This window comes from Dictyobacter formicarum (assembly GCF_016587435.1).
Genome location: NZ_BNJJ01000002.1, coordinates 182,911 through 201,794, shown reverse-complemented (window position 1 = coordinate 201,794; position 18,884 = coordinate 182,911). Strand labels below are relative to the sequence as shown.

Here is an 18,884-nt window from a genome sequence, read left to right as displayed (position 1 = left end):
CCTGGTGTCGTCGAATGTAGGAGGCGACAAAGGGACAGCGAGGGATAACTCTAGCCATTGGACATGACCACTGTTTGATTTAACCTTATCAACGTGACCAATCGGCTCCCGATAGAGCACTGTCTGACCGATCAGGCTTGATTCGTTGACACCAATGGGCTATCGCCTCAATCAACCGACGAATGTCTTCGCGTGTCTTCTCATCGCGCAAATTAACGTGTTCATCAAATAATCTGGAGGCGTGCGGTACCAGCACCTGTGGATCAGGAACGATAACTGCCCCAATGCGCTTGAGCGCGCCGCGCAGGGCGGTTTGCGCATGGATTGAGCCAGATTTTCCCAGCACTGCACCCATCACTGCAACGGGTTTATTACGCAACACGCTCTGACCAGTGGGCCGTGATGCCCAGTCAATCGCGTTGCCAAGCACTCCTGGCACCATCCCGTTATATTCAGGCGTGGCGATCAGGACAGCGTCCGCGTGTGCGATGGCATCTTTAAACTGATGGACCACCGTGGGGTCGTCGGTAGCTTCGAGATCTTCGTTGAAGAAAGGCAGTGTGCCAAGATCGAAGAACGATACCTCAACCCAGTTCGGGGCGAGTTCCCTGGCGGCCCGTAATAATCCCTGATTGTAGGAGCCCTGCCGCAGGCTCCCTGCCAGAGCTAGAATGCGAAACGGTTTGTTGTCCACTAAAGATCTTCTCCTGTTCTTGATAAGAAATGTACGTGTTAGCACCACTCACGCCACACAATGACAGGAACATTCCACCTGGAGACCAGTCCTCGCCTCTTGTGTTGGGTGATCGTAGTCAGGCAGGTCACGGTGGATCGACACTGTCACCTGGCCAGAGGAAAATCAGGTCATGAGATCGATTGGGTAGCGCTTCCTGGAAGCTCCAGCCCAGCAAACGTTGAAACTGTTCCCGCAGCCAGTACTCAAACGGACGTGTTGAGTTTGTCAGCTCGCGCAGGGCATATGGAAGATCGCGGGTATGCAATGTCACGAGCAAGAATTCGCTGCGCAGCAGCTGTACAACCTGAATCTGCACCTGGGTCATTCCTACGTGCTGGCAGAACGCTTCAAATTGTTCCCGACGAGATCCGGCGACTTCCTGAATCAATCGTCGCCATCGTTCCTGGGTTCCCGATCGCAGGAAGCAAAGGATTTGAAGATGGGCCACGGAATCTCATTCCTGTTCTGTTTCGCCATATCTCAATTTGTCCAGCTTTTCAAAACCGCCTGCTTTGTCCGCCTTGTAGCAAGTATACGTGGGCAGCGTTATGAAAACGTAATGTACACTGTTATACAGTGCATTAGATGCACCATTGGAACAACATGCACAGTTTGCATTGCTTCTGAGAGAGTTTGTTCCTGCTGGCCGGTATCATTCCATGCCTGAGGCATTTCTGATCATTCACTGGAGGTGGCTCGCAAGAGAACATTGATGCGTTGTGCCGCGGCATGTCTGTCCCAGAAATTGATACGCAAGAGGCAATCCTTCGATACTCTCGAAGAGGCAGAGTACAATCAAACAAATCATGACAACAACCGGCGCGCTCCTGGTTCCCTGCGCTACTGAGAGGGTAGCAACTTCTTTGTTACCAGTGTAGGCAGGAAACGTGAGAAAAACGTGAGGTGCAGCGTTATGATTTTTTCTCGGATGAAGAATGAGGCAAAACGCCCGGCGGTTACGCGTCCTCAGAATGGATATATGCAGCAAGGTCTTGTGCGCGTTGGAGGACAGGATGAATCTGTGGCCCGCACAAAAAGCGCGCGCGCACCTCGTCATCCTGAATGTCTCTGGCTAGCTCCTGAATAAGGTTTGTTGCCTCTGTATACGCCATGGAGGCGTGTTCGTGCGCGCCCTTTGCCTCGTACAGTTTTCCCAGTGCGGCCTGGATCTGCCATTGTTCTCCTGGTAAGTTGATCTCGGCTGCCAGCGTTGCTGCCTCACGCAAAAGACCGATAGCTTGTCCATGCTTATTTTCCCATGCGGCCAGGATGGCCCATGATTGAAGATAGGAAACACGAAAACGACGTGGAAGGACCAGGTGCTCTCCGAGCCGCTGAAGCTCTTCTCGAGCTAATCGCTCCTCTCCTGCGCGCAATAAGGCCTCTATATCATAGGGAGAGAAATCCAGCATAAGCAGCCCTCTCTCGTCTTTCCTTCGCTCAGTGACGGCTATTCTTGCACATGCGCCGGATTTTTCCCACGCTCCTGTTACAGCATAGTTCATACACAACTGTGACAGGGCGGGTGCACGCACTCGTCCCAGATTTAACCGCTCGGCTACTGTATCAGCTTCCACGAGTATGCTGCGCGCTTCTTCCCATTGTTGTAGCGCGTGATAGGTTCTCTCCAGAGCGATCAGAAAACGTTGGTAAACAATTCCTGGGGGAAGCGTCCGCGCTGGTGCGACCAGGTTCTGCATGAGCCCGTGAGCTTCTTCATAGCTCCCCGCATCCAGTAAGGCATGTACCAGAGAATAGGTACTGGTAAAACACACCCAGACGTTTCTGGTTGCTTGTGCTAGTTCGAGCGCTTTGCGTCCACTGTGGATACTCTCCGCTTGCTGCCCACTATGTATTTGAACGAGGCCCAGGAATGCCCAACACATAATTTCTGACGCACGATAGGTCAAGGATTGGTTCAGTGGAGCACCGCTCATAAAGTGAGCCAATGAAAGCCCCTGCGTTGCTTTTTGTTCAGGTCGCAGATGCGCGTAGAGTTGCAGCGATTTCTCAAAATAGCGGGTTGCCTGCTCGAGCTCTTCTGTTCGCAAAGCGATCCATCCCAATAAGAGAAGACTTCTCGCTTCCAGTTCCTGGTTGTGTATAGCTCGTGCCAGGGAGAACGCCTGTTGTCCGTGTGGTAAAGCGCTTATCGGATCTTGCCACGCAGCTGTCATAATCTGAGCCAGATTCCACTTCGTCTCAGCCAGCATCCGCTGATCGTGATGCGTTTCGACTATCTGCAAGGCTTGTTCAAGAAGAGCGCGGGCTGTTGGCTGGTCGTTCGCCTGTTGGATAGCCAGGATGGCGAGACGGTTGAGGGCCATGCTTACCAGGGAAAACTGTTGTTTGTGCCGTGCATACATGAGAAGTTCTTCATAGATCTGCTGAACTCTACTATACGCCTCCTGGAAGGCATAAGCTTGCCCCAGGTGGACATAGAGCCGTTCCACCTCAGAAATCGACACTGCGTCCTGGAATTGCGGTGACTCTTGCAGTAAGGCACGGGCCTGTTCGTAGTACCCGATAGCGTCGGCAACTGCGAACACGGCCACCGCCTCCATCCCGGCCTGCACACTGAAACGGTAGGCAGTTTCGGTCTCTCCGGCCAGCCGCGCATGATACGCCAGTTCGGCAGCATTGGCCCCTTCACTGCGCAGCACCATGCTGGCCCGCTGATGCAAGTTCTGCCGCCGTGCCTCTCCCAATTCCGTGTAGACTATATCGCGGATCAAGTCATGGGCAAAGGAATAGCTACTCAGATGCCCTCTCCCTGCCTCCTCGCGCAGCAGACCACGCTTCATGGCCTCCTCCAACGCCTCGATCCCCGCGTGTGCGCCTGGGCCTGGAGATGGACTCTCCACCTCAGCAATCTGCCAGAGATGGCGCGCCGTCGCTTGCGTCCCCAGCACCGCGCTGGCCATCACCAGATGACGGGCAGGCGCGGTGAGCCGGGCCAGCCGGGCCTGCACCAGCGCTCGTACTGAAGGTGGAAACAGGTCGAGCCGCGACCCCTCTTGCGCAATCGCCTCCACTATGTTCCCTATCGGTTCTAGTCTCCACGCGCCATCGGTTCCCAGATAGGGCACGAGCAGTTCCCGCTCCCGCAACAGTTTGAGTGTCTCTCCCAGGTACAGCGGCTGTCCTCCTGTGTGCGTAAACAGGAAGTCGGCCAGCACCGCGCGCTGCGACTCCTGCCCGTGCGAAGGCGCTCGCTCTCCAACCAGCGCCTCGACGAGTTGAAACGTCTCTTTGCGGGTGAGCGGTTGCAACGGCACCCGCGTCACCGGCAGTTCCCGCTCCAGATTGCCCAACTGAGCAGCAAGCTCTGGCTGGAGCGCCACTTCCTCCTCGCGCAACGTTCCCAGCACCAGCACCCGGCTCCCCTGCTCCTTCCAGGCATGCCCCAGGTAACGCAGCAGATCCAGGGAAGCCTCATCCGTCCATTGCAAATCATCAAGAAACAACATCAGCGGCGCACGGCGCGCCAGGGCATCCAGCAACCGCACGCACGATTCAAAGAGCCGGACTTTGGCGGCTAACTCGTCCTCGGTCGGCGCTGGCAGGTCGGGATAGCGCACTCGCAGTTCAGGCAGCAAACGCGCAAGCTCCGCCAACCACACATCCTCCAGCAAATCCTCCGGCGCGTTCTCCGCCTCCAAACGCTCACGCAGCGCCTGAACCAGGGGTTGGTAGGGCAGTCGTCCACCCATCTCAAAGGCGTGCCCACGCACCACTTCAGCCCCCTGCGCGCGAGCCCAAGTCACAAACTCGTGGGCCAGGCGCGTTTTGCCGATGCCCGCCTCACCCACAACCAACACTATCTGTGGCCGTCCCTGCCGTGCTTGTTGAAAACACTTTACCAGCTGGCGGAACGCCCCTGTTCGTCCGAGGAACGGGGCAACCAGATTGGCTGGGGGAACGCTACGCGCTCGGGTTGGGAACATAGCAGCATAGCCGCCACGCCTGGTGAGTGCGCGACTCTGCTCTGCCAGGGCAACGGTTTCCGGAGTGGGCGTCATCTGGAACTCGTCGGCCAAACGCGCCTGGAGCATGGTGTAAACCTGCATGGCAGCCCCGGGATCGCCAAGCGCCAGGGACACGCGCATCAAGCGACGGGAGGTCTCTTCCGCCAGGGGATCGAGCGCCAGCCAGCGCGTGAGCGTCTCCCTGGCAGCCTCAAACGCCCCGGCAGCCTCGTACCAGGAGGAGAGCCGGTCAAGGAGCAGGAGTAGGCGCACCTGCCACTGGCGCTGCTGCTGCTCGCGCCACTCGTCAAAGGGAGAATCCTCTCCCAACCAGAAGCCATCCAGGAAGGGGCCGCGCACCAAGGCCAGAGCGTGTTGTACCTCGGCAAGCAGAACAGCGTGCCGCTCCTCTGAGGCGGATGGAGTAGCCCGCTGCACCTGTTGGTAAGCTTGCTGGACCACGTCCAGGTCCATCTCCAGAGGTGCCTGCGGATTCAGACCAAGCTGATCGCGAGAACTGTGGAGATGCCTGGGCTGGGAAGCAGCTATCTGGGGAGCATCGAGGAGACTGCGCAGCGGTACCAGCGCGTTGCGCAGAGCAATGCGGCCCGCTTGGGGCTGGCTGTCAGGCCACAGGAAAGCGGCCAACTTGCTGCGGGAGTGCATCCCTCCTTCAACGGCCAGGTACAGCAACAATGCCTGGGCTTTGCGCAGTGGAAAAGTCAGGCGAGTGGTGTCATGAAAGACTTCCGGTGGGCCAAGGACGGCCAGTCGCAACAAACTCATGGTCTGGTCTCTTCGGGTCGGGGAACGGATGACTGCACGGACGAATCATACTTGATCAAGGCATCCTCGACACATACCGGCTGTCTCCCTGGCAGGTAAAATAGACAAAACGGGAATATATCCGTTATTCTTATCACGATGAATCGATACAAAAAACGCCTTAAAATCACTTGTCGTAAGGGTTGAACAAGTGAAAAAAATATTGGTTCCCCTGAAATGATATGTTCCATCGAGGTTATTCTATCATGCGAACTTGATGCTGGTCAATGTTGTTTGGCTTAATTCATTTCGTTTTTCCAACGCATAAATTTCTCGCTTGCTTGCTTTTGGTAGGCTTGTAGAACTGACAAAGGTCATGTATCGATTCGATAATCCTGCTACGTAAATTTTCTAGGTAGCATATGACCATTTTTCTTGAATTGATCCGTGACCGAGCAAAAGAAAACATACAGTTTTCTATGGAAAAGCACCCTCATGCTCATAACGGTAGGCTTTACGTTTTCATAACGCTCCTTGAGTATGCTACCAGCATGCATATGAGCGCGGCCAGATGGTTGACCTTTTTCAGCACCCAACACAAAAAGCAGGTATGACAGGTCATCCTTTCTCATGCTCTGAAAAATAGGAGTGTTCAATTGATGAAGATCTTTTTCAACTCTGATGGATTGGGTACCAGAATTGACCGCGAAGTATCACGTCAGGCTGCTAGAGCATGCGACGGGTCGATAAGGAATGCAGTCTATGCCTTTACGTCTTGATTCCTGGACAGATTATACCTGCCCATTTTGTTTTCTCGCCACATGCAGGCTGGGGAAACTCCAGGAACATGAACCTATGATGATTCACTGGCGTGCCTTTATGCTGCGTCCTCCTGGCTCTCCTCCTCAATCTACCCAGATACGGGCAATGGTGGAGCAGGAACATGCATACATGAAAAAGCAGATACAAGCCGAATTTGGCTTTGACCTTCATCCCGGCCCAATTGGCATTTCAACCTATGCTGCACACCTGGCGACGAAATACGCGGAAGCCCAAGGGAAAGGCGATGCCTTCCATACCACCGTAATGAATGCATACTGGCGAGAAGGTCAATCTGTTGATGGCAAGGAACTTCTGAAGCACATTGCAACTCAGGTTGGTTTGAAGAGTAAAGATCTCGCTACTGCCTTGGAGACGACGACCTGGGCAGAAGCTGTTCAGGCAGATATTGCATTGGCGGACAAGAATGCAATTACTGGTGTTCCTGCACTTGTCTTTAGCGAGAAATATCTTGTGCTGGGTGCCCAACCAGAGCAGGTGCTCAAACGCGTTATTGCAGCCATACGAAAAGAAGCACAGAATGGAAAGGAGCGTGAAGAGATTTGATGTCGTCTATGGTATATCACTGGAGAAACAAACGATTTCCAGGTCGTCAATTTGTTGTCGACGACCTGAGAACTTCAGTTGTATTCTCTGGTTTCTTCACGAGTAGATTGAGCACCAGTTCATTGATGTCCTCCTCAATATTGTGCTTTGTCGAGAATGTGCAAGAATGTGTAAGAACCGATCGTAAACGCTATTTGGCTCAATTTGTCGTTTGCCCATTTCTCAGGAGTGACCTATGGTGAACCAACCAATGCTGGCTCAAGACGAAACCGTTGGAATGATTGAGCTGGTGGCGACATTTGACGGACCCATGCCAACGGGGGTCAGCGTCTCTCATACAGGGCGCATATTTGTGAACTTCCCCAACTGGGAAGATCCTCTTCCATTTACTATGGCTGAACTTCAAGATGGACACCCTGTTGCCTACCCCAATGCGGAGATGAATCATTTTGACGAGTCCAGCCTGTCCACCGTGCTGATTTCGGTTCAGAGCATTGTTGTAGATCCCAAAGATCGTTTATGGATTCTTGATACAGGGGCTCCCCACCATAAGATCATTGCTTATGGTGGACCGAAACTGGTGGGAATCGATCTCAAGCAGAACCGCGTGATCAAAACGATCTTGTTTCTGGCTGACGTGGCTGTGTCTACCACCTATCTCAACGACATCCGTTTTGATTTACGCCGTGGATCTGAAGGGATGGCCTTTATTACCGATTCATCCCCCCTCTCGAGTGCGCTTATTATCGTCGATCTGGCTTCAGGTCAGAGTTGGCGGCGTTTACACAATCATAGCACGACACTTCCTGAAGAAGGGTTTCTGCCGATGGTGGAGGGACAACCATTGATGTTGCGACCGCCTGATGGACCACCGACACCCTATCACTCGGGGGGTGATGGCATTGCGATTGCTGCGGATGGCTCCCGTTTATTCTACTCAGCACTCATGAGTCGTAGGCTCTACAGTGTCAGCGTCGATGCGCTCGTAGAGAGGGCCAGGAGCGAAGAAGATGTGATAGCAACGATCGTAAACGAGGGAGACAAAGGTGGTGCTGGGGATGGAATGGAAACTGATGCGAAAAATCGACTATACATGAGCAACTACGAGCAGAATGCAATTGTGCGCCGCCGTACTGATGGTCTTTACGAGACACTGGTTCATGATGCCCGGCTACTCTGGCCAGATACACTTTCGCTCGCTCACGATGGTTACCTCTATTTTACTGTCAACCAGCTCCATCGCAGTCCACGCTTTCATGAAGGGAAAGACTTGCGTCAGAAACCGTATTGTCTGTTCCGCTGTCGCGTTGATGCACAACCGGTGCTTCTTGGGGAAGGCGTATATATATAACGGAAGATCGGGAGCAAGTCGCCCACTTCCTGGCAACTTCTCAGGCCTTCGGAGCGGGAGTAACGCTAGCACAGATATTGGCATCTCCGTATGCGTTGATAGGCACAGTAGACCAGATCTGCGAGCAGGTGTTGGCCCTGCGCGAACGGTATGGAATCTCGTATCTGAATGAAAGGAAAACAGTATGACACCAACCAGTGAGCGTCGTACCATGCAACTTGATCCCCATATCCTGGACTTCCTCCAGGGACTTGAGGCTCAGGGTGAGACACCGATCTACACCCTTTCGCCAGCGGACGCGCGCAATGTCCTCCTTAGTATTCAGCGATCTGTCGATGTGACCACGTTGCCAGTCGACAGTGAGAATCGTATCATTCGTGGCGGCCCAACCAGCGAGATTTCGCTGCGTATTGTCCGGCCACAAAGTGCCAGGGGACTGCTTCCAGGGGTTATGTACTTCCACGGTGGTGGATGGATTCTGGGCGATAAAGAAACGCACGATCGTCTCGTGCGTGAGATTGCCAATGGCGCACAGGCAACCGTGGTGTTTGTGGACTATGCGCGCTCGCCTGAGGTCAAATATCCGGTTGCCATCGAGCAGGTTTACGCTGCGACGAAGTGGGTGGCTGAACATGGAGCTTCGGTGGGTGTTGATCCATCACACCTTGCAGTGGCAGGCGATAGTGTCGGAGGGAATATGGTCGCCGTGACGACCTTACTTGCCAAGGAACGCGGTGGTCCCCAGATCGATTTCCAGATTCTCTTGTATCCGGTGACGGATGCCAACCTCGAGAATCAGTCGTATCGGGAATTTGGAGAGAATGGATACTGGCTCACTCGTGAGGCGATGAGGTGGTTCTGGGATAGCTACGCACCAGCAGCAGAGCGTGACAATCCGACAGTCTCACCACTGCAGGCATCACTCGATCAACTCGGAGGACTCCCTCCAGCACTGCTTCTGACGAACGAGAATGATGTTTTGCGCGATGAGGGAGAAGCCTATGCCCACAAACTGATGGCAGCAGGTGTACCAGTAACAGCAACCCGGCTCCTTGGGGCGATCCACGACGTAGCGTTGATTAATCCAATTACAGAGACGTCTCCTGCGCGAACTGCTATTGCCCAGGTCAATGGCACTCTGCGTAAGGTATTTGCTCAGTAAGGTCCATGAGCGTTAGTAACAGAAGAGAGAAGGATATGGTAGGCTGGAAGAACCAATGCTCGATGAACATGAGGAATACCCAACGGTGACAATCAGCCTTCATTGTCTCCACTCAAGATCGGGTTTTGACCCCCGAGGGGATTGTGTTGGACATCAATGCGGCCCCTTTAGACGATGCGCAGGTCCGACGCGAGGAGGTGATTGGCAAACCGCTCGCCGAAGCCCCTGGTGGTCCTGTTCTCCTGCCAGTCAAGAACAGCCGCGTAACTTGAGGAAACACGTAAACAATCCAGCAGAAAAGAGGAAAAAGATGATTTGTATGACCATGATCTTTAGAATCATTCCAGGCAATGAGGACGAAGCCATGAAATTGATGGACCAGCTCGTTCGCCATACACGAACTGATCCAAACATCTTGCTTGCCGATGTCTATCGCTCACAAAACGAGTCACGCAAATTCTTCGCCTATCTCCAGTTTACCGATCAAGCGGCACTTGATTCCCATAGAGGCAGTGCATATTATGGAGAATATGTACTGACGAGTTTGTACGGGATGCTAGAGACTAGCAGCCTGACCGTTGAGACATACAAACCACTATTCCACCATGAGTACCACCTAAAATAGTGTATTTCCTTCGTCCGTTTGCATCCGATGAAATTGGTAAGTAAGCTGACAAGTGAGCAGGGTTTAAGGTAACGAGTGGTTCTGGCTCAATCTGGTGATAGACTCTTCAATAGTGTGGCAGACACGCTGAATCTGAGCTTGAAAAACGGGAGAAGCCGGAAAGATAAGCTCATCCTTCACCAAGATTGGGCCAGATCCTCATCCGCCTTGGATGCAGACAGGTGAAAGCACAATAAAAAGTCAGCTCTTCTCACCGAAGAGAGCCCCGCTGAGATCGACCTCACTTAGATCAGCATCTGTCAGATTGACCTTGTTGAGATTGGCTCCAAAGAAATTGGCACGGCTCAGCTTAGCCCGACTGAGATTGGCCTCGTTCAGATGGACTCCTCTCAGCGTTGCACCGAAGAGACGAACGAGCCCCAAATCAGCTCCACTCAGATCAGCCCCCCTCAAATCAGCATGGTTCAAATCAGCCCCGTTGAGGGTTGCCCCCCGGAGATTGGCTCCACAGAGATTGGCCTCACTCAAATTGGCCTCGTTCAAGTCGGCCGCACTCAGGTTCGCTCCGCTCAGAATGGCCTGATGCAGATTCGCTTGACTGAAGATGGTCCCAGCCAGGGTCGCCCCGCTCAGATTCGCCCCGGCCAGGTCCGCTCCAGTGAAGTCCGTTTCGCTCAAATCAGCCCCCTCAGATCAGCTCTGCCGAGGAGGGCCCCTTCCAAGTCGAGATAGGCTAGATCGATGCCTTTTAGATTGAGGTTATGTCCACCATCCAGCTTTTCAAGTCTTCCTTCTCTGGCTAGGAGTCGATCGATATCCGCCCGTGTCAAAGGAGAAGACGATCCTCCAGTTGTATTTGATCTCTCAGTCTCCATTCTCATGCTCCCAGATCTTGACTGTAAAATGCCTCACCCACCCAGACAAATTAGAGGAGGTATGGACCTCAAGGACTAATCATCCCGAGTCGTTCCATCTGCTTGCGGACGAGGTCATTCAATTCATCCTCTTCAACTCTAGGCCCATTAAAGACGTATTGGGTGTTGCATGTGTTCTCCAAGTGTTGCTCCACCTGCTTGTCTCTCTGCTCCATTGCGGAGCATCTCGCGAGCGTCATGCTATTCGGCTAGCTGCTTGAAGTGCAGCCAGCAAGGCATTGTGTTCCCAGGAACCGCGATACAAGATGCCATTGATGAAGAAGGTGGGGGGTGCCTTGCACGCCACTGCGTTCGCCCCCTTACACATCCTCCTCAATGCGGTCGAACCCACGTTGTCTGCTCATGTCCCGTGCATACGGCAGCCTCTCCAGATCAACCGCTTCGGCAAACCGGGCCACATCGGCATCCGTAAGGGTATGCTGGTGGTGGAAGATGTAATCGTGCATCTCCCAAATTTGCCCTGTGCAGTGGCGGCCTCGGCCGCTAGAGCCGCGTGCAGTTTATCTTCTTCAGACGCATCAATGATCCTTATGTATGCGAGTAGTATACCCAAGGAGCGTTATGAAAACGTAAACGCTACCGTTATGAGCACGAGGACGGTTCCATCAGGCTTGCTGTTTGTTGCGGAAAGCTAGTTGTAAAAACGGAAAACAGTGGGCGACTTGCTCTGGCCTGAGCAATCCACCTGAAAGGCAAGAACTATGACAACGCAGCGGACACCATCGAAGAAAGATGAGTGCAAGCCTAGAGTTATCTATCACAGTTCCCTGATTAGGACTTTATGCATCAGATCGAGTGACTGTGATAATAAAACTTTAGGGCTGGTTATTCTGCAATAACCCTTGCTTTGTGCGTATCTGCACGGTAGACTGATCCCATACCTCCCTGTCCAATGGCCTGGCGAATGTGGTAACGCCCCTTTAAAAGTATTCCAGCTAGAGGCTCATCCGCCGTACTGAAATGAGAGCTGCGGTGACAATTGGTACATGGATGAGGTCTTCCTCACGATTCGTGGCAAGCAACATTACCTGTGCTCACTAGACGATAAATCGGCGCGCCATACACCCCCAAAGGGGGCGCGGCGTGGCACCTCTGTGATTGCTTCCCCCTGCTTACCTGGCGCCGCTGCCGCGGACGAAGTGGCCGGGGGTCGCGCCGGTGTGCTGGCTTTCGCGGATGACGCGTGTGCCGTTAACCCAGACGTCGCGTACGCCAATGGAGAGCTGGTGCGCGTCCTCGAAGGTGGCGCGGTCGGCGATGGTCTGGGGATCGAAGAGGACCACATCGGCGTAGTAGCCGGGGAGGAGCAGGCCGCGCTCGCGTAGGCCCAGCCGCGCGGCGACGGCCCCGCTCATCTTGCGAATGGCCTCTTCCAGGGTCAACTGCTGCTCCTCACGCACGTACTTTGCCAGGACACGGGGGTAGGTGCCGTAGGCGCGTGGGTGCGTGGAACCATGCGGCTTCGCCCAGGCGGGATCGACGCCGCCCGCGTCGGTGGAGATCTTCACCCAGGGCTGGCGCAGGCCAAGCGCCACATTGGCCTCATCCATACTAAAGTAGATGGTGAAGATGCGTTGCTGCTCTGAGATCAGCAGATCGAACACTGCATCAATCCAACACTGGCCGCGCATCTCCGCGATCTCCGAGAGGCGCTTCCCCACATATTGCTGGTTCTCGGGTCGCTCGAAGCCGATGGGCATCACGCCCTCGGGACCGATGCCATGTGCCATGGCCTCCCACTCGCCCGAGGGGTCAAGCACCTCGGCGCGCACCTTTTCGCGTATGGTGGGATCGCTGAGCCGCTGGTACAGCATGCCGCCTTCTGCCAGCCAGGGAGGAAGAACGGAGCTCAGACCTGTTCCCGAGCCGGCATAGGGATACATATCCGCGGCCACATCGACGCCCGTGTCGCGTGCGCGCTGAATGCGCTCAATGGCGAGTTGCATCTTCTGCCAGTAGTGACTGCCACTGGCCTTGAGGTGATAGATCTCGACGGGCACATGTGCCTCGCGTCCGATGCTGATGGCCTCCTCGATAGCCTCTAGCAGTTGCTCGCCCTCTGAGCGCAGGTGCGTGATATAGATACCGCCATAGCGCCCGGCGACTTTTGCGATCTCGATTAGCTCCTCAGTAGAGGTGTACGTATCGGGGGGATAGATCAGTGCGTAGGAGACGCCGAAGGCCCCATCCTCCATGGCCTCGGCCATGACGCGGCGCATAAGCTCAAGCTCGTCATGCGTGGGATCACCCATGCGCAAACCCATGGCATACTCGCGCAGCGTGCCACCACCCAGAAATGAGCCCACGTTGGGGGAGACACCGCGCTCGACCATGGCCTCAAGCCCGTGGCGAAAGCGTGTCCAGCCCTTCGCTGGTTCGATCCAGTCACGCACCAGCTCGCGCTCCTTAGGCGAGAGGTCGGCGAAGCTATCCATAATTTGGCCTCCCACGGGGGCAGGCGACCAGCCTTCGCCCATTACCTCTGCCGTCACTCCCTGGGTGATCTTGGAGAGGTCGCGTGGATCGTGCAGCAATGGCACATGCGAGTGGCTGAGAATGTCGATAAAGCCAGGGCAGACGACCAACCCCTCCGCGTTGACGACCTCGCGAGCCTTCGCGGACGAAATATGGCCGGGAGGCGCGATCTCGCAGATGCGCTCCCCGGCGATTGCTACATCCCCGTAGAACCATGGGTTTCCCGTGCCATCAACAATTCGTGCCCCGCGAATCAAGATATCAATGCTGCCAGTATTCATGTGTGCCTTCCTCGCTTTTGTAAATCCCACAGCTTTGCGGTTCATGCGCACTTTGTGTGGGAAGACACATCGCGATGAAAAACCCGCAGACGGAGCAAATCAAAATTTGCTCTTCCATACATTTGTCGTTTGATCAGCTTGAGCCGATTCACCTGACCCTCAACCATCCCGTTGCTCCAGGGCAGGATCAAGCCTGCCTCAACCGCCTCGATGTCGGATCTGATGCCTCTGGCAAACGTATGAAGATCTGACAGAGGTGTCGAGAGAACCGCATCGAGCCAGGCATCGAGCTGGCCTCCTTTGCGGGTACGCAGCATCTCGGCACATTGCTGGACGAGTTGGTAGGCCAGAGCGACTTCTTCATGGATCTGACACCGTTGTTCAAGAGCGTGTTGCTCTTTTGCTGTCAGCTTCTCAGGCCGACGAAGAAAAAGCCACATGGCCTCTCGTGGGGAGAGAGCCAAATGAGGCTGCTCATCTTTCCTGGAGGGAATACGTTGCCATTTCTGTTCTTGTGGGAACACACGCAAAAGCATATGCCTCATCGCCTCATATGACCCCTGATACCCTCTTTCCCGAAGTTCTTGATGAAGCTGGACCATATTGTACCATCCTTGAGCCCTTCTTTGCTGGATAGAAGGAAGAAAACGATCAAGTTTGCTCGACTGTTGACGGGATGTGCGTTTGGGAAAGTGTCCTGCCGCCAACCAACTCTGAACGGTGCTGGAGCCCATGCCAAGACGATCTGCTATGGCTTGATGAGACCATCCTTGCTCTCGCAGCGTGATGACCTGTTCATAGCGAGCCAACCGTTCCTCTTCTCTCACCCCTCGAATAGCTGCGAGTTCAGGGGTGACCTTGAGAGGCTGTTTGATGGGAGGCCCAGCTTTCTGCTTTTGGCTCCCTTCTTGTGAAGCTTTAGCGGCAGGCTTTCGGCGAAAAGCAAGCAGATGACGGGTGAGCAGGCCCTGGACAGCATCACCCAGATTTTTGTGGGATGGGAAGCCGACGAGGTATCACAACGAAGTGACCCTTTTTCGACCTCCTTCCCCCAAACCCGGCGTGCCAATTTCTCGGCACCGGGCTTTCCAGCGTCATCTTTTACGCGAATTTGACATAGGCTTTCGTCTCATCTGTCTTCCATAGGTTACATCCTGGTGGCAGGTTGCGCACAGCACCAGCGTTTTGCGTTTTCGTGCCGCCATGATTTTGACCCATGCCGGTTTTTCTCGTCCGTCATAGGTCGCCAGGTCTTTGAGCGCTCGAATATGATGCACCTCGATTCGCTCTACGTCTCCTGTGGTTCCACAGTACTCGCAGGTGTCGGCAAGGAGCCGTTTTTCTAACTCTGATCGGCCTGGACCCAGGAACATCTGATGGTCTGTGAGCGGTGCCTTGATATCCCAGTGAAGCGAAATTCCACCCCATTGTGCGATTAGTGGTTTCTTGTCCTCTCGTTCAATTGTGATTTGAAGGACCTTAAAGGATTTCTTTTCCACACGGACCGTCGCCTGATATTTTCGGTAGACTTTTGGCACTGACACCTTGTGCTTTGTTGCCAGGGTTTTCGTCAGCGACTTCTCCATGACTCCTTCCAGCGTCGTAAAACGATGGAGATTGTACGCTAATCGGTAGTACTCGACCAGTCCACGGTGTTCTGCCTGATACAGGGCAATGATGCTAAAGTCGCTGTCATTGATGAGTTCCGTGCGGTGGAGGACTTTCTGATTGTGGGATCGGTAGCGTTGACATTTGGCCTTGATGACCTCTTCAGGGACTCGTAATCCAATACCTCCATTCAGCGTTCTTCGATCTCGTCGATCTCGGTAGGTATCCTCTTGAAGGGTATGGATTTCGTAGTTGAGAAACCGTGCTGTTTCCGTCCTTGCATGGCTGATGAGCGTTTTAGCTTCTGAGAGTTCAAGCTTGAGTTCTTCTTCCAAAAAGACGCTCAATCGCTGTTTGATCTCTTCTGCCTCTCCTTTCGTCCCTACGAATCCTAAGAGAAAATCATCCGCGTACCTACAATACCGTAATCGCCGGTAATCGGGGTCTTGAGGATCAATTGAGGAGAGCTTCTGCCCCTGTTTCCTCACACGGTGGGCTTCTTCTTTTCGTCCTTTTCGAGCGAGGTAAGAAGCTCGATGCATGAGTTTTTCGTAGGCTTTGTTGGCTTTCCTCTTGGTCCCTTTCGTGTACTGAGGGATGAGCACGTTTTCCACGAATTTGTCTAACTTGTCCAGGTACAGATTGGTCAGAATCGGGCTGACAATGGACCCCTGGGGGGTACCGCTGTATGTCTGATTCCATCGCCAATCTTCGAGGTATCCTGCTTTGAGGAGGCCGCTGATGAGGCGAAGAAACCGTTCATCTTTGATGGTTTCTCGCAAGATAGAGAGCAACAGGTCATGAGAGAGCGCGTCAAAGCACTTCGATATGTCGCCCTCGATGAACCAGACACTCCCCACCCAGTTGTGGTAGATTTCCCGTAGTGCGGTATGGCATCCTCGTTCTGGCCGGAACCCGTGAGAATGGGGGCTAAATTGAGGCTCTAGATAAGCATCTAGGAGGAGACGAATCACCTCTTGCACCAATTTATCTGACCAGGATTGCACACCCAATGGGCGCTTGGTGCCATTCTTTTTCGGGATGTAGACCCGTTTGGCTGGACTCCATCGATAGCGTTCATGCCGAAGATCATCGATGATCTTAGTGATTTTATCCATGCCCATGCCGTCGGCGGTTTCCTCTGTCGTTCCTTTGGTTAAGGCTCCATCATTACGATAGATGCGACCGTATGCCGTCAGGAACAAATCAGGATTGTACAACAGTCGGTAAACGCGCTCCAAAGGCAACCGTTTCTTGCCCCGTTCGCGTAAGAGTTGCAGGATGGTTTGGGTTTCGCGCATCACGCGCCCCTTTCCCCGCTCAACTCGATGACACCTACCCTGGATACCTTTGTCAAGGGTATCCTCTGACTTGATTTCTCAAGCTGCCCCTTCCCCAAGTACGTAGCTTTCCTACGCTCAGAGTACTACGGGGGTTCCGAACGCATAGGTCTCGCGACCCGTAGCGTTTCCCGCATTCTCGCTTGTCCGACGTGCTAGCACGTTGTAGGTGCCCTTTCGCCTCCTTAAATGAGATCATTTCCCATCGCTTCCCGAAGAGAGCGTTCCACTGGTCTGTACAACCCCAGTGTATTGCACACCCCTGATGAACTGATGTGTATTTCGGGAACGTTGCAACAGGCGCTATGTACAACAACGAGCGTTCCTTACCGCCGCTGGTAGGCTAGGTTCGGCAATTCAGCTTCACCATGACGCGCAAGACACACAGACCGTGCCGTAAACGCCTTCGGGCACGTCTGCCTTTGTCGCATGCTACGGTCCTCTTTGGGTTTCCCCGCCAAGTAAGCGACCGTCTTAGGGGTCTTCGCTCTCAACCCCTCCTTTCTCTGAAAGGTATCGAAACAAGCGCCTATGCGGCGCACCAGCAGATGGAAACGGTCGGCCACCTGAATGGCTCCCGGTGCGCCGAGGCTTCGCCCTTCTGCATACTTGCTCCCACGATCACGGCTGGCAATTTGTACCCCAGGGTGCTCGCGCAGCCAGTTTGCCAGGGTCTCCGCTTCCCGATCCGGCAACAGATCCACTGGCTGATGGAGCTGGAGATCGATGAGGATGGTTCCATAGGTATGCCCTCGTCTCCACGACCAGTCATCAATGCCAAGAACCTGAGGAACAGGAGCTGGAGGCAAAGGAGATCGTCGAAGCAAACGTAATAAGGTATCACGGCTTACTTGACAGGCAAGTGTCGCTGTCTGGTAGGCTCCCGGCTTGCCTCCAAGGCTGAAAGCCAGTTCTCGCAACACATGGGTTTGGCGAAGCGTTCGTCGTGGCTTATGCACGACGAGCCCTGCAAAGGGCTCTGCAAACGTTTTGCGCTCACACTGGGTATTTGGGCACAAGAAACGGCGAACACGGAGGTGTAAACGAACAGCGTATGTCAGGCAAGGCAAGTCCGCAGGCTTGCGCACATAAGAACCATGCACCTTGGTTGATGAAAAGCCACACACAGGGCACGCTCCGCATAATCGGGTTGATCGGAGAGAAACGATCAATACATTGTCCTCAATGGTCACTTCTTCGATGATCACATCGGGGTTATCAGGAAACAAGACGCTTGTGAGAAGATTCATTGGTACTTTCATGAAGAGGAAGACAACAGCGAGAAAACCTCCTCTATTTTATCACCTTTGCGCTCCCACACAAAGTGCGCATGAACCGCTTAATCTCAAAATTTACAGCTGTGCCAGTACCTCGTCTTATATGGCAATATTTGTCGCGATCAGGGGTATTCTGATACAGCCATTACCTTTTACAGCCATTACCTTTTTCTTGAAAAAGCCATCGTATTAGCCAGTGAAAGGGGTTATACCGAACTTGGCGCCAAGGCCTATTACTTAAAAGGATATGCCGAGTTTGATAAATGGGGCATCCAGCCCAATCGCATGGAAGATCGCGCCCATTTGTATCGCGCACAAACCTCGTTTCAAGCTGCCCTCTCGCTTGCGAAAGAAAGTCAAAACAAGAACGGATTTCATGGTCCGTTCTTGAGTGCTGTTCTGGCCGAATCGGGATTGGTGCATGCCTATGCGGATCAAACATCTATGGAGAAAAAGCAGGCCTTACAGACGATGGATGATGCGAGCTCTTGCATTGGCAGGCCCGATTTTCAGCGGGATTGGCAGTTCATGAACGTGAATGCCGAATGGTACCATATCGATAAAGCGGAAGCATATGTGGCGGTCGAGTGGGGGAAAGAAGCGCTCCGAGAAATCCACCATGTTGATCGCAGTGATGTCCAGAAGAGACGTCGCTATGTCTACACCGATATTGTTGAGGCTGATGCGTACCTGGCGCAGGACCAGGTAGAAATGTGCGTCGCTTGCGCGGAGAACGCATTGAGCCTGCTGGAAGATATCCAATCGTTTGTATTTATTACACGGATCGCTAATATTCATACGGCTTTAATACATGACCATTGATACGCAAATAGCCTCGATGTCGCTCGCCTGGGTGCTAAGCTATTGAAAGAGCATGTATGAGAGCTTCACTGCTGTTGCAGGACCGGAAAGAGGCGTTTGATGATGTCGATTGATCATGCACCTGAAAAGCGATAAGAGAAAGGGGTCTGTACT

15 protein-coding genes are annotated in these 18,884 nt (G+C 53.7%); 6 read left to right on the top strand and 9 right to left on the bottom strand.

Annotated elements, in window-relative coordinates; all coding sequences use genetic code 11:
• Positions 1 to 88: 88 nt before the first annotated feature.
• From JMI88_RS03370 to JMI88_RS03360, 3 genes are all read right to left on the bottom strand, one after another.
• Entirely contained in the window at positions 89 to 694 is a 606-nt protein-coding gene (locus JMI88_RS03370; RefSeq protein WP_201360324.1) for an NADPH-dependent FMN reductase, read from the bottom strand.
• Positions 695 to 821: 127 nt separating this feature from the next.
• The gene (locus JMI88_RS03365) at positions 822 to 1,184 is read right to left on the bottom strand and encodes a hypothetical protein (protein ID WP_201360323.1); all 363 of its coding nucleotides are present in this window, start codon (positions 1,182 to 1,184) and stop codon (positions 822 to 824) included.
• A 508-nt stretch (positions 1,185 to 1,692) separates the two neighbouring features.
• A complete protein-coding gene (locus JMI88_RS03360) occupies positions 1,693 to 5,490 on the bottom strand; it encodes an ATP-binding protein (protein WP_201360322.1) in 3,798 nt (1,265 codons plus the stop codon).
• A 732-nt stretch (positions 5,491 to 6,222) separates the two neighbouring features.
• On the opposite strand from JMI88_RS03360, the gene JMI88_RS03355 reads away from it, so the two are divergent.
• The 5 genes from JMI88_RS03355 (at position 6,223) to JMI88_RS03340 (ending at position 9,993) form a co-directional block, all read left to right on the top strand.
• Positions 6,223 to 6,855, top strand: a complete 633-nt coding sequence (locus JMI88_RS03355; protein ID WP_308438774.1) for a DsbA family oxidoreductase — start codon at positions 6,223 to 6,225, stop codon at positions 6,853 to 6,855.
• A gap of 235 nt (positions 6,856 to 7,090) precedes the next feature.
• Positions 7,091 to 8,206, top strand: coding sequence for an L-dopachrome tautomerase-related protein (locus JMI88_RS03350; RefSeq protein ID WP_201360320.1), 1,116 nt, complete (start codon positions 7,091 to 7,093; stop codon positions 8,204 to 8,206).
• Positions 8,207 to 8,390: 184 nt separating this feature from the next.
• On the top strand, positions 8,391 to 9,368 hold the full coding sequence (locus JMI88_RS03345; RefSeq protein ID WP_201360319.1) for an alpha/beta hydrolase: 978 nt from the start codon (positions 8,391 to 8,393) through the stop codon (positions 9,366 to 9,368).
• A gap of 143 nt (positions 9,369 to 9,511) precedes the next feature.
• On the top strand, positions 9,512 to 9,640 hold the full coding sequence (locus tag JMI88_RS40015; protein WP_268905962.1) for a hypothetical protein: 129 nt from the start codon (positions 9,512 to 9,514) through the stop codon (positions 9,638 to 9,640).
• Positions 9,641 to 9,687: 47 nt separating this feature from the next.
• Entirely contained in the window at positions 9,688 to 9,993 is a 306-nt protein-coding gene (locus tag JMI88_RS03340) for a putative quinol monooxygenase (protein WP_201360318.1), read from the top strand.
• Positions 9,994 to 10,233: 240 nt separating this feature from the next.
• Here JMI88_RS03340 and JMI88_RS03335 read toward each other — a convergent pair whose 3' ends face one another.
• From JMI88_RS03335 to JMI88_RS03310, 6 genes are all read right to left on the bottom strand, one after another.
• The gene (locus JMI88_RS03335) at positions 10,234 to 10,671 is read right to left on the bottom strand and encodes a pentapeptide repeat-containing protein (protein ID WP_201360317.1); all 438 of its coding nucleotides are present in this window, start codon (positions 10,669 to 10,671) and stop codon (positions 10,234 to 10,236) included.
• 556 nt (positions 10,672 to 11,227) lie between these two features.
• Complete coding sequence (locus JMI88_RS03330) at positions 11,228 to 11,374, bottom strand: hypothetical protein (RefSeq protein ID WP_201360316.1); 147 nt, start codon at positions 11,372 to 11,374, stop codon at positions 11,228 to 11,230.
• Between the two features lie 666 nt (positions 11,375 to 12,040).
• Positions 12,041 to 13,684 (bottom strand): N-acyl-D-amino-acid deacylase family protein, encoded by a 1,644-nt coding sequence (locus JMI88_RS03325; protein WP_201360315.1) that lies wholly within the window; start codon positions 13,682 to 13,684, stop codon positions 12,041 to 12,043.
• A 41-nt stretch (positions 13,685 to 13,725) separates the two neighbouring features.
• Positions 13,726 to 14,493 (bottom strand): transposase, encoded by a 768-nt coding sequence (locus tag JMI88_RS03320; protein WP_201360314.1) that lies wholly within the window; start codon positions 14,491 to 14,493, stop codon positions 13,726 to 13,728.
• Between the two features lie 285 nt (positions 14,494 to 14,778).
• Positions 14,779 to 16,593: a reverse transcriptase domain-containing protein gene (locus tag JMI88_RS03315; protein WP_201360313.1), complete on the bottom strand. Its 1,815-nt coding sequence runs from the start codon at positions 16,591 to 16,593 to the stop codon at positions 14,779 to 14,781.
• Between the two features lie 365 nt (positions 16,594 to 16,958).
• Positions 16,959 to 17,882, bottom strand: a complete 924-nt coding sequence (locus JMI88_RS03310) for an ISL3 family transposase (protein ID WP_201360312.1) — start codon at positions 17,880 to 17,882, stop codon at positions 16,959 to 16,961.
• 330 nt (positions 17,883 to 18,212) lie between these two features.
• Here JMI88_RS03310 and JMI88_RS03305 point away from each other — a divergent pair, with 330 nt between their 5' ends.
• The gene (locus JMI88_RS03305) at positions 18,213 to 18,731 is read left to right on the top strand and encodes a hypothetical protein (RefSeq protein WP_201360311.1); all 519 of its coding nucleotides are present in this window, start codon (positions 18,213 to 18,215) and stop codon (positions 18,729 to 18,731) included.
• The last annotated feature ends 153 nt before the right edge of the window (positions 18,732 to 18,884 follow it).

What these genes read in the sequence shown, in the direction of transcription:
- JMI88_RS03360 (WP_201360322.1), bottom strand. Translation starts at nt 5,490, where the DNA reads ATGAGTTTGTTGCGACTGGCCGTCCTTGGCCCACCGGAAGTCTTTCAT.
- JMI88_RS03355 (WP_308438774.1), top strand. Translation starts at nt 6,223, where the DNA reads ATGCAGTCTATGCCTTTACGTCTTGATTCCTGGACAGATTATACCTGC.
- JMI88_RS03350 (WP_201360320.1), top strand. Translation starts at nt 7,091, where the DNA reads ATGGTGAACCAACCAATGCTGGCTCAAGACGAAACCGTTGGAATGATT.
- JMI88_RS03345 (WP_201360319.1), top strand. Translation starts at nt 8,391, where the DNA reads ATGACACCAACCAGTGAGCGTCGTACCATGCAACTTGATCCCCATATC.
- JMI88_RS03340 (WP_201360318.1), top strand. Translation starts at nt 9,688, where the DNA reads ATGACCATGATCTTTAGAATCATTCCAGGCAATGAGGACGAAGCCATG.
- JMI88_RS03330 (WP_201360316.1), bottom strand. Translation starts at nt 11,374, where the DNA reads ATGCACGATTACATCTTCCACCACCAGCATACCCTTACGGATGCCGAT.
- JMI88_RS03325 (WP_201360315.1), bottom strand. Translation starts at nt 13,684, where the DNA reads ATGAATACTGGCAGCATTGATATCTTGATTCGCGGGGCACGAATTGTT.
- JMI88_RS03315 (WP_201360313.1), bottom strand. Translation starts at nt 16,593, where the DNA reads ATGCGCGAAACCCAAACCATCCTGCAACTCTTACGCGAACGGGGCAAG.
- JMI88_RS03310 (WP_201360312.1), bottom strand. Translation starts at nt 17,882, where the DNA reads ATGAATCTTCTCACAAGCGTCTTGTTTCCTGATAACCCCGATGTGATC.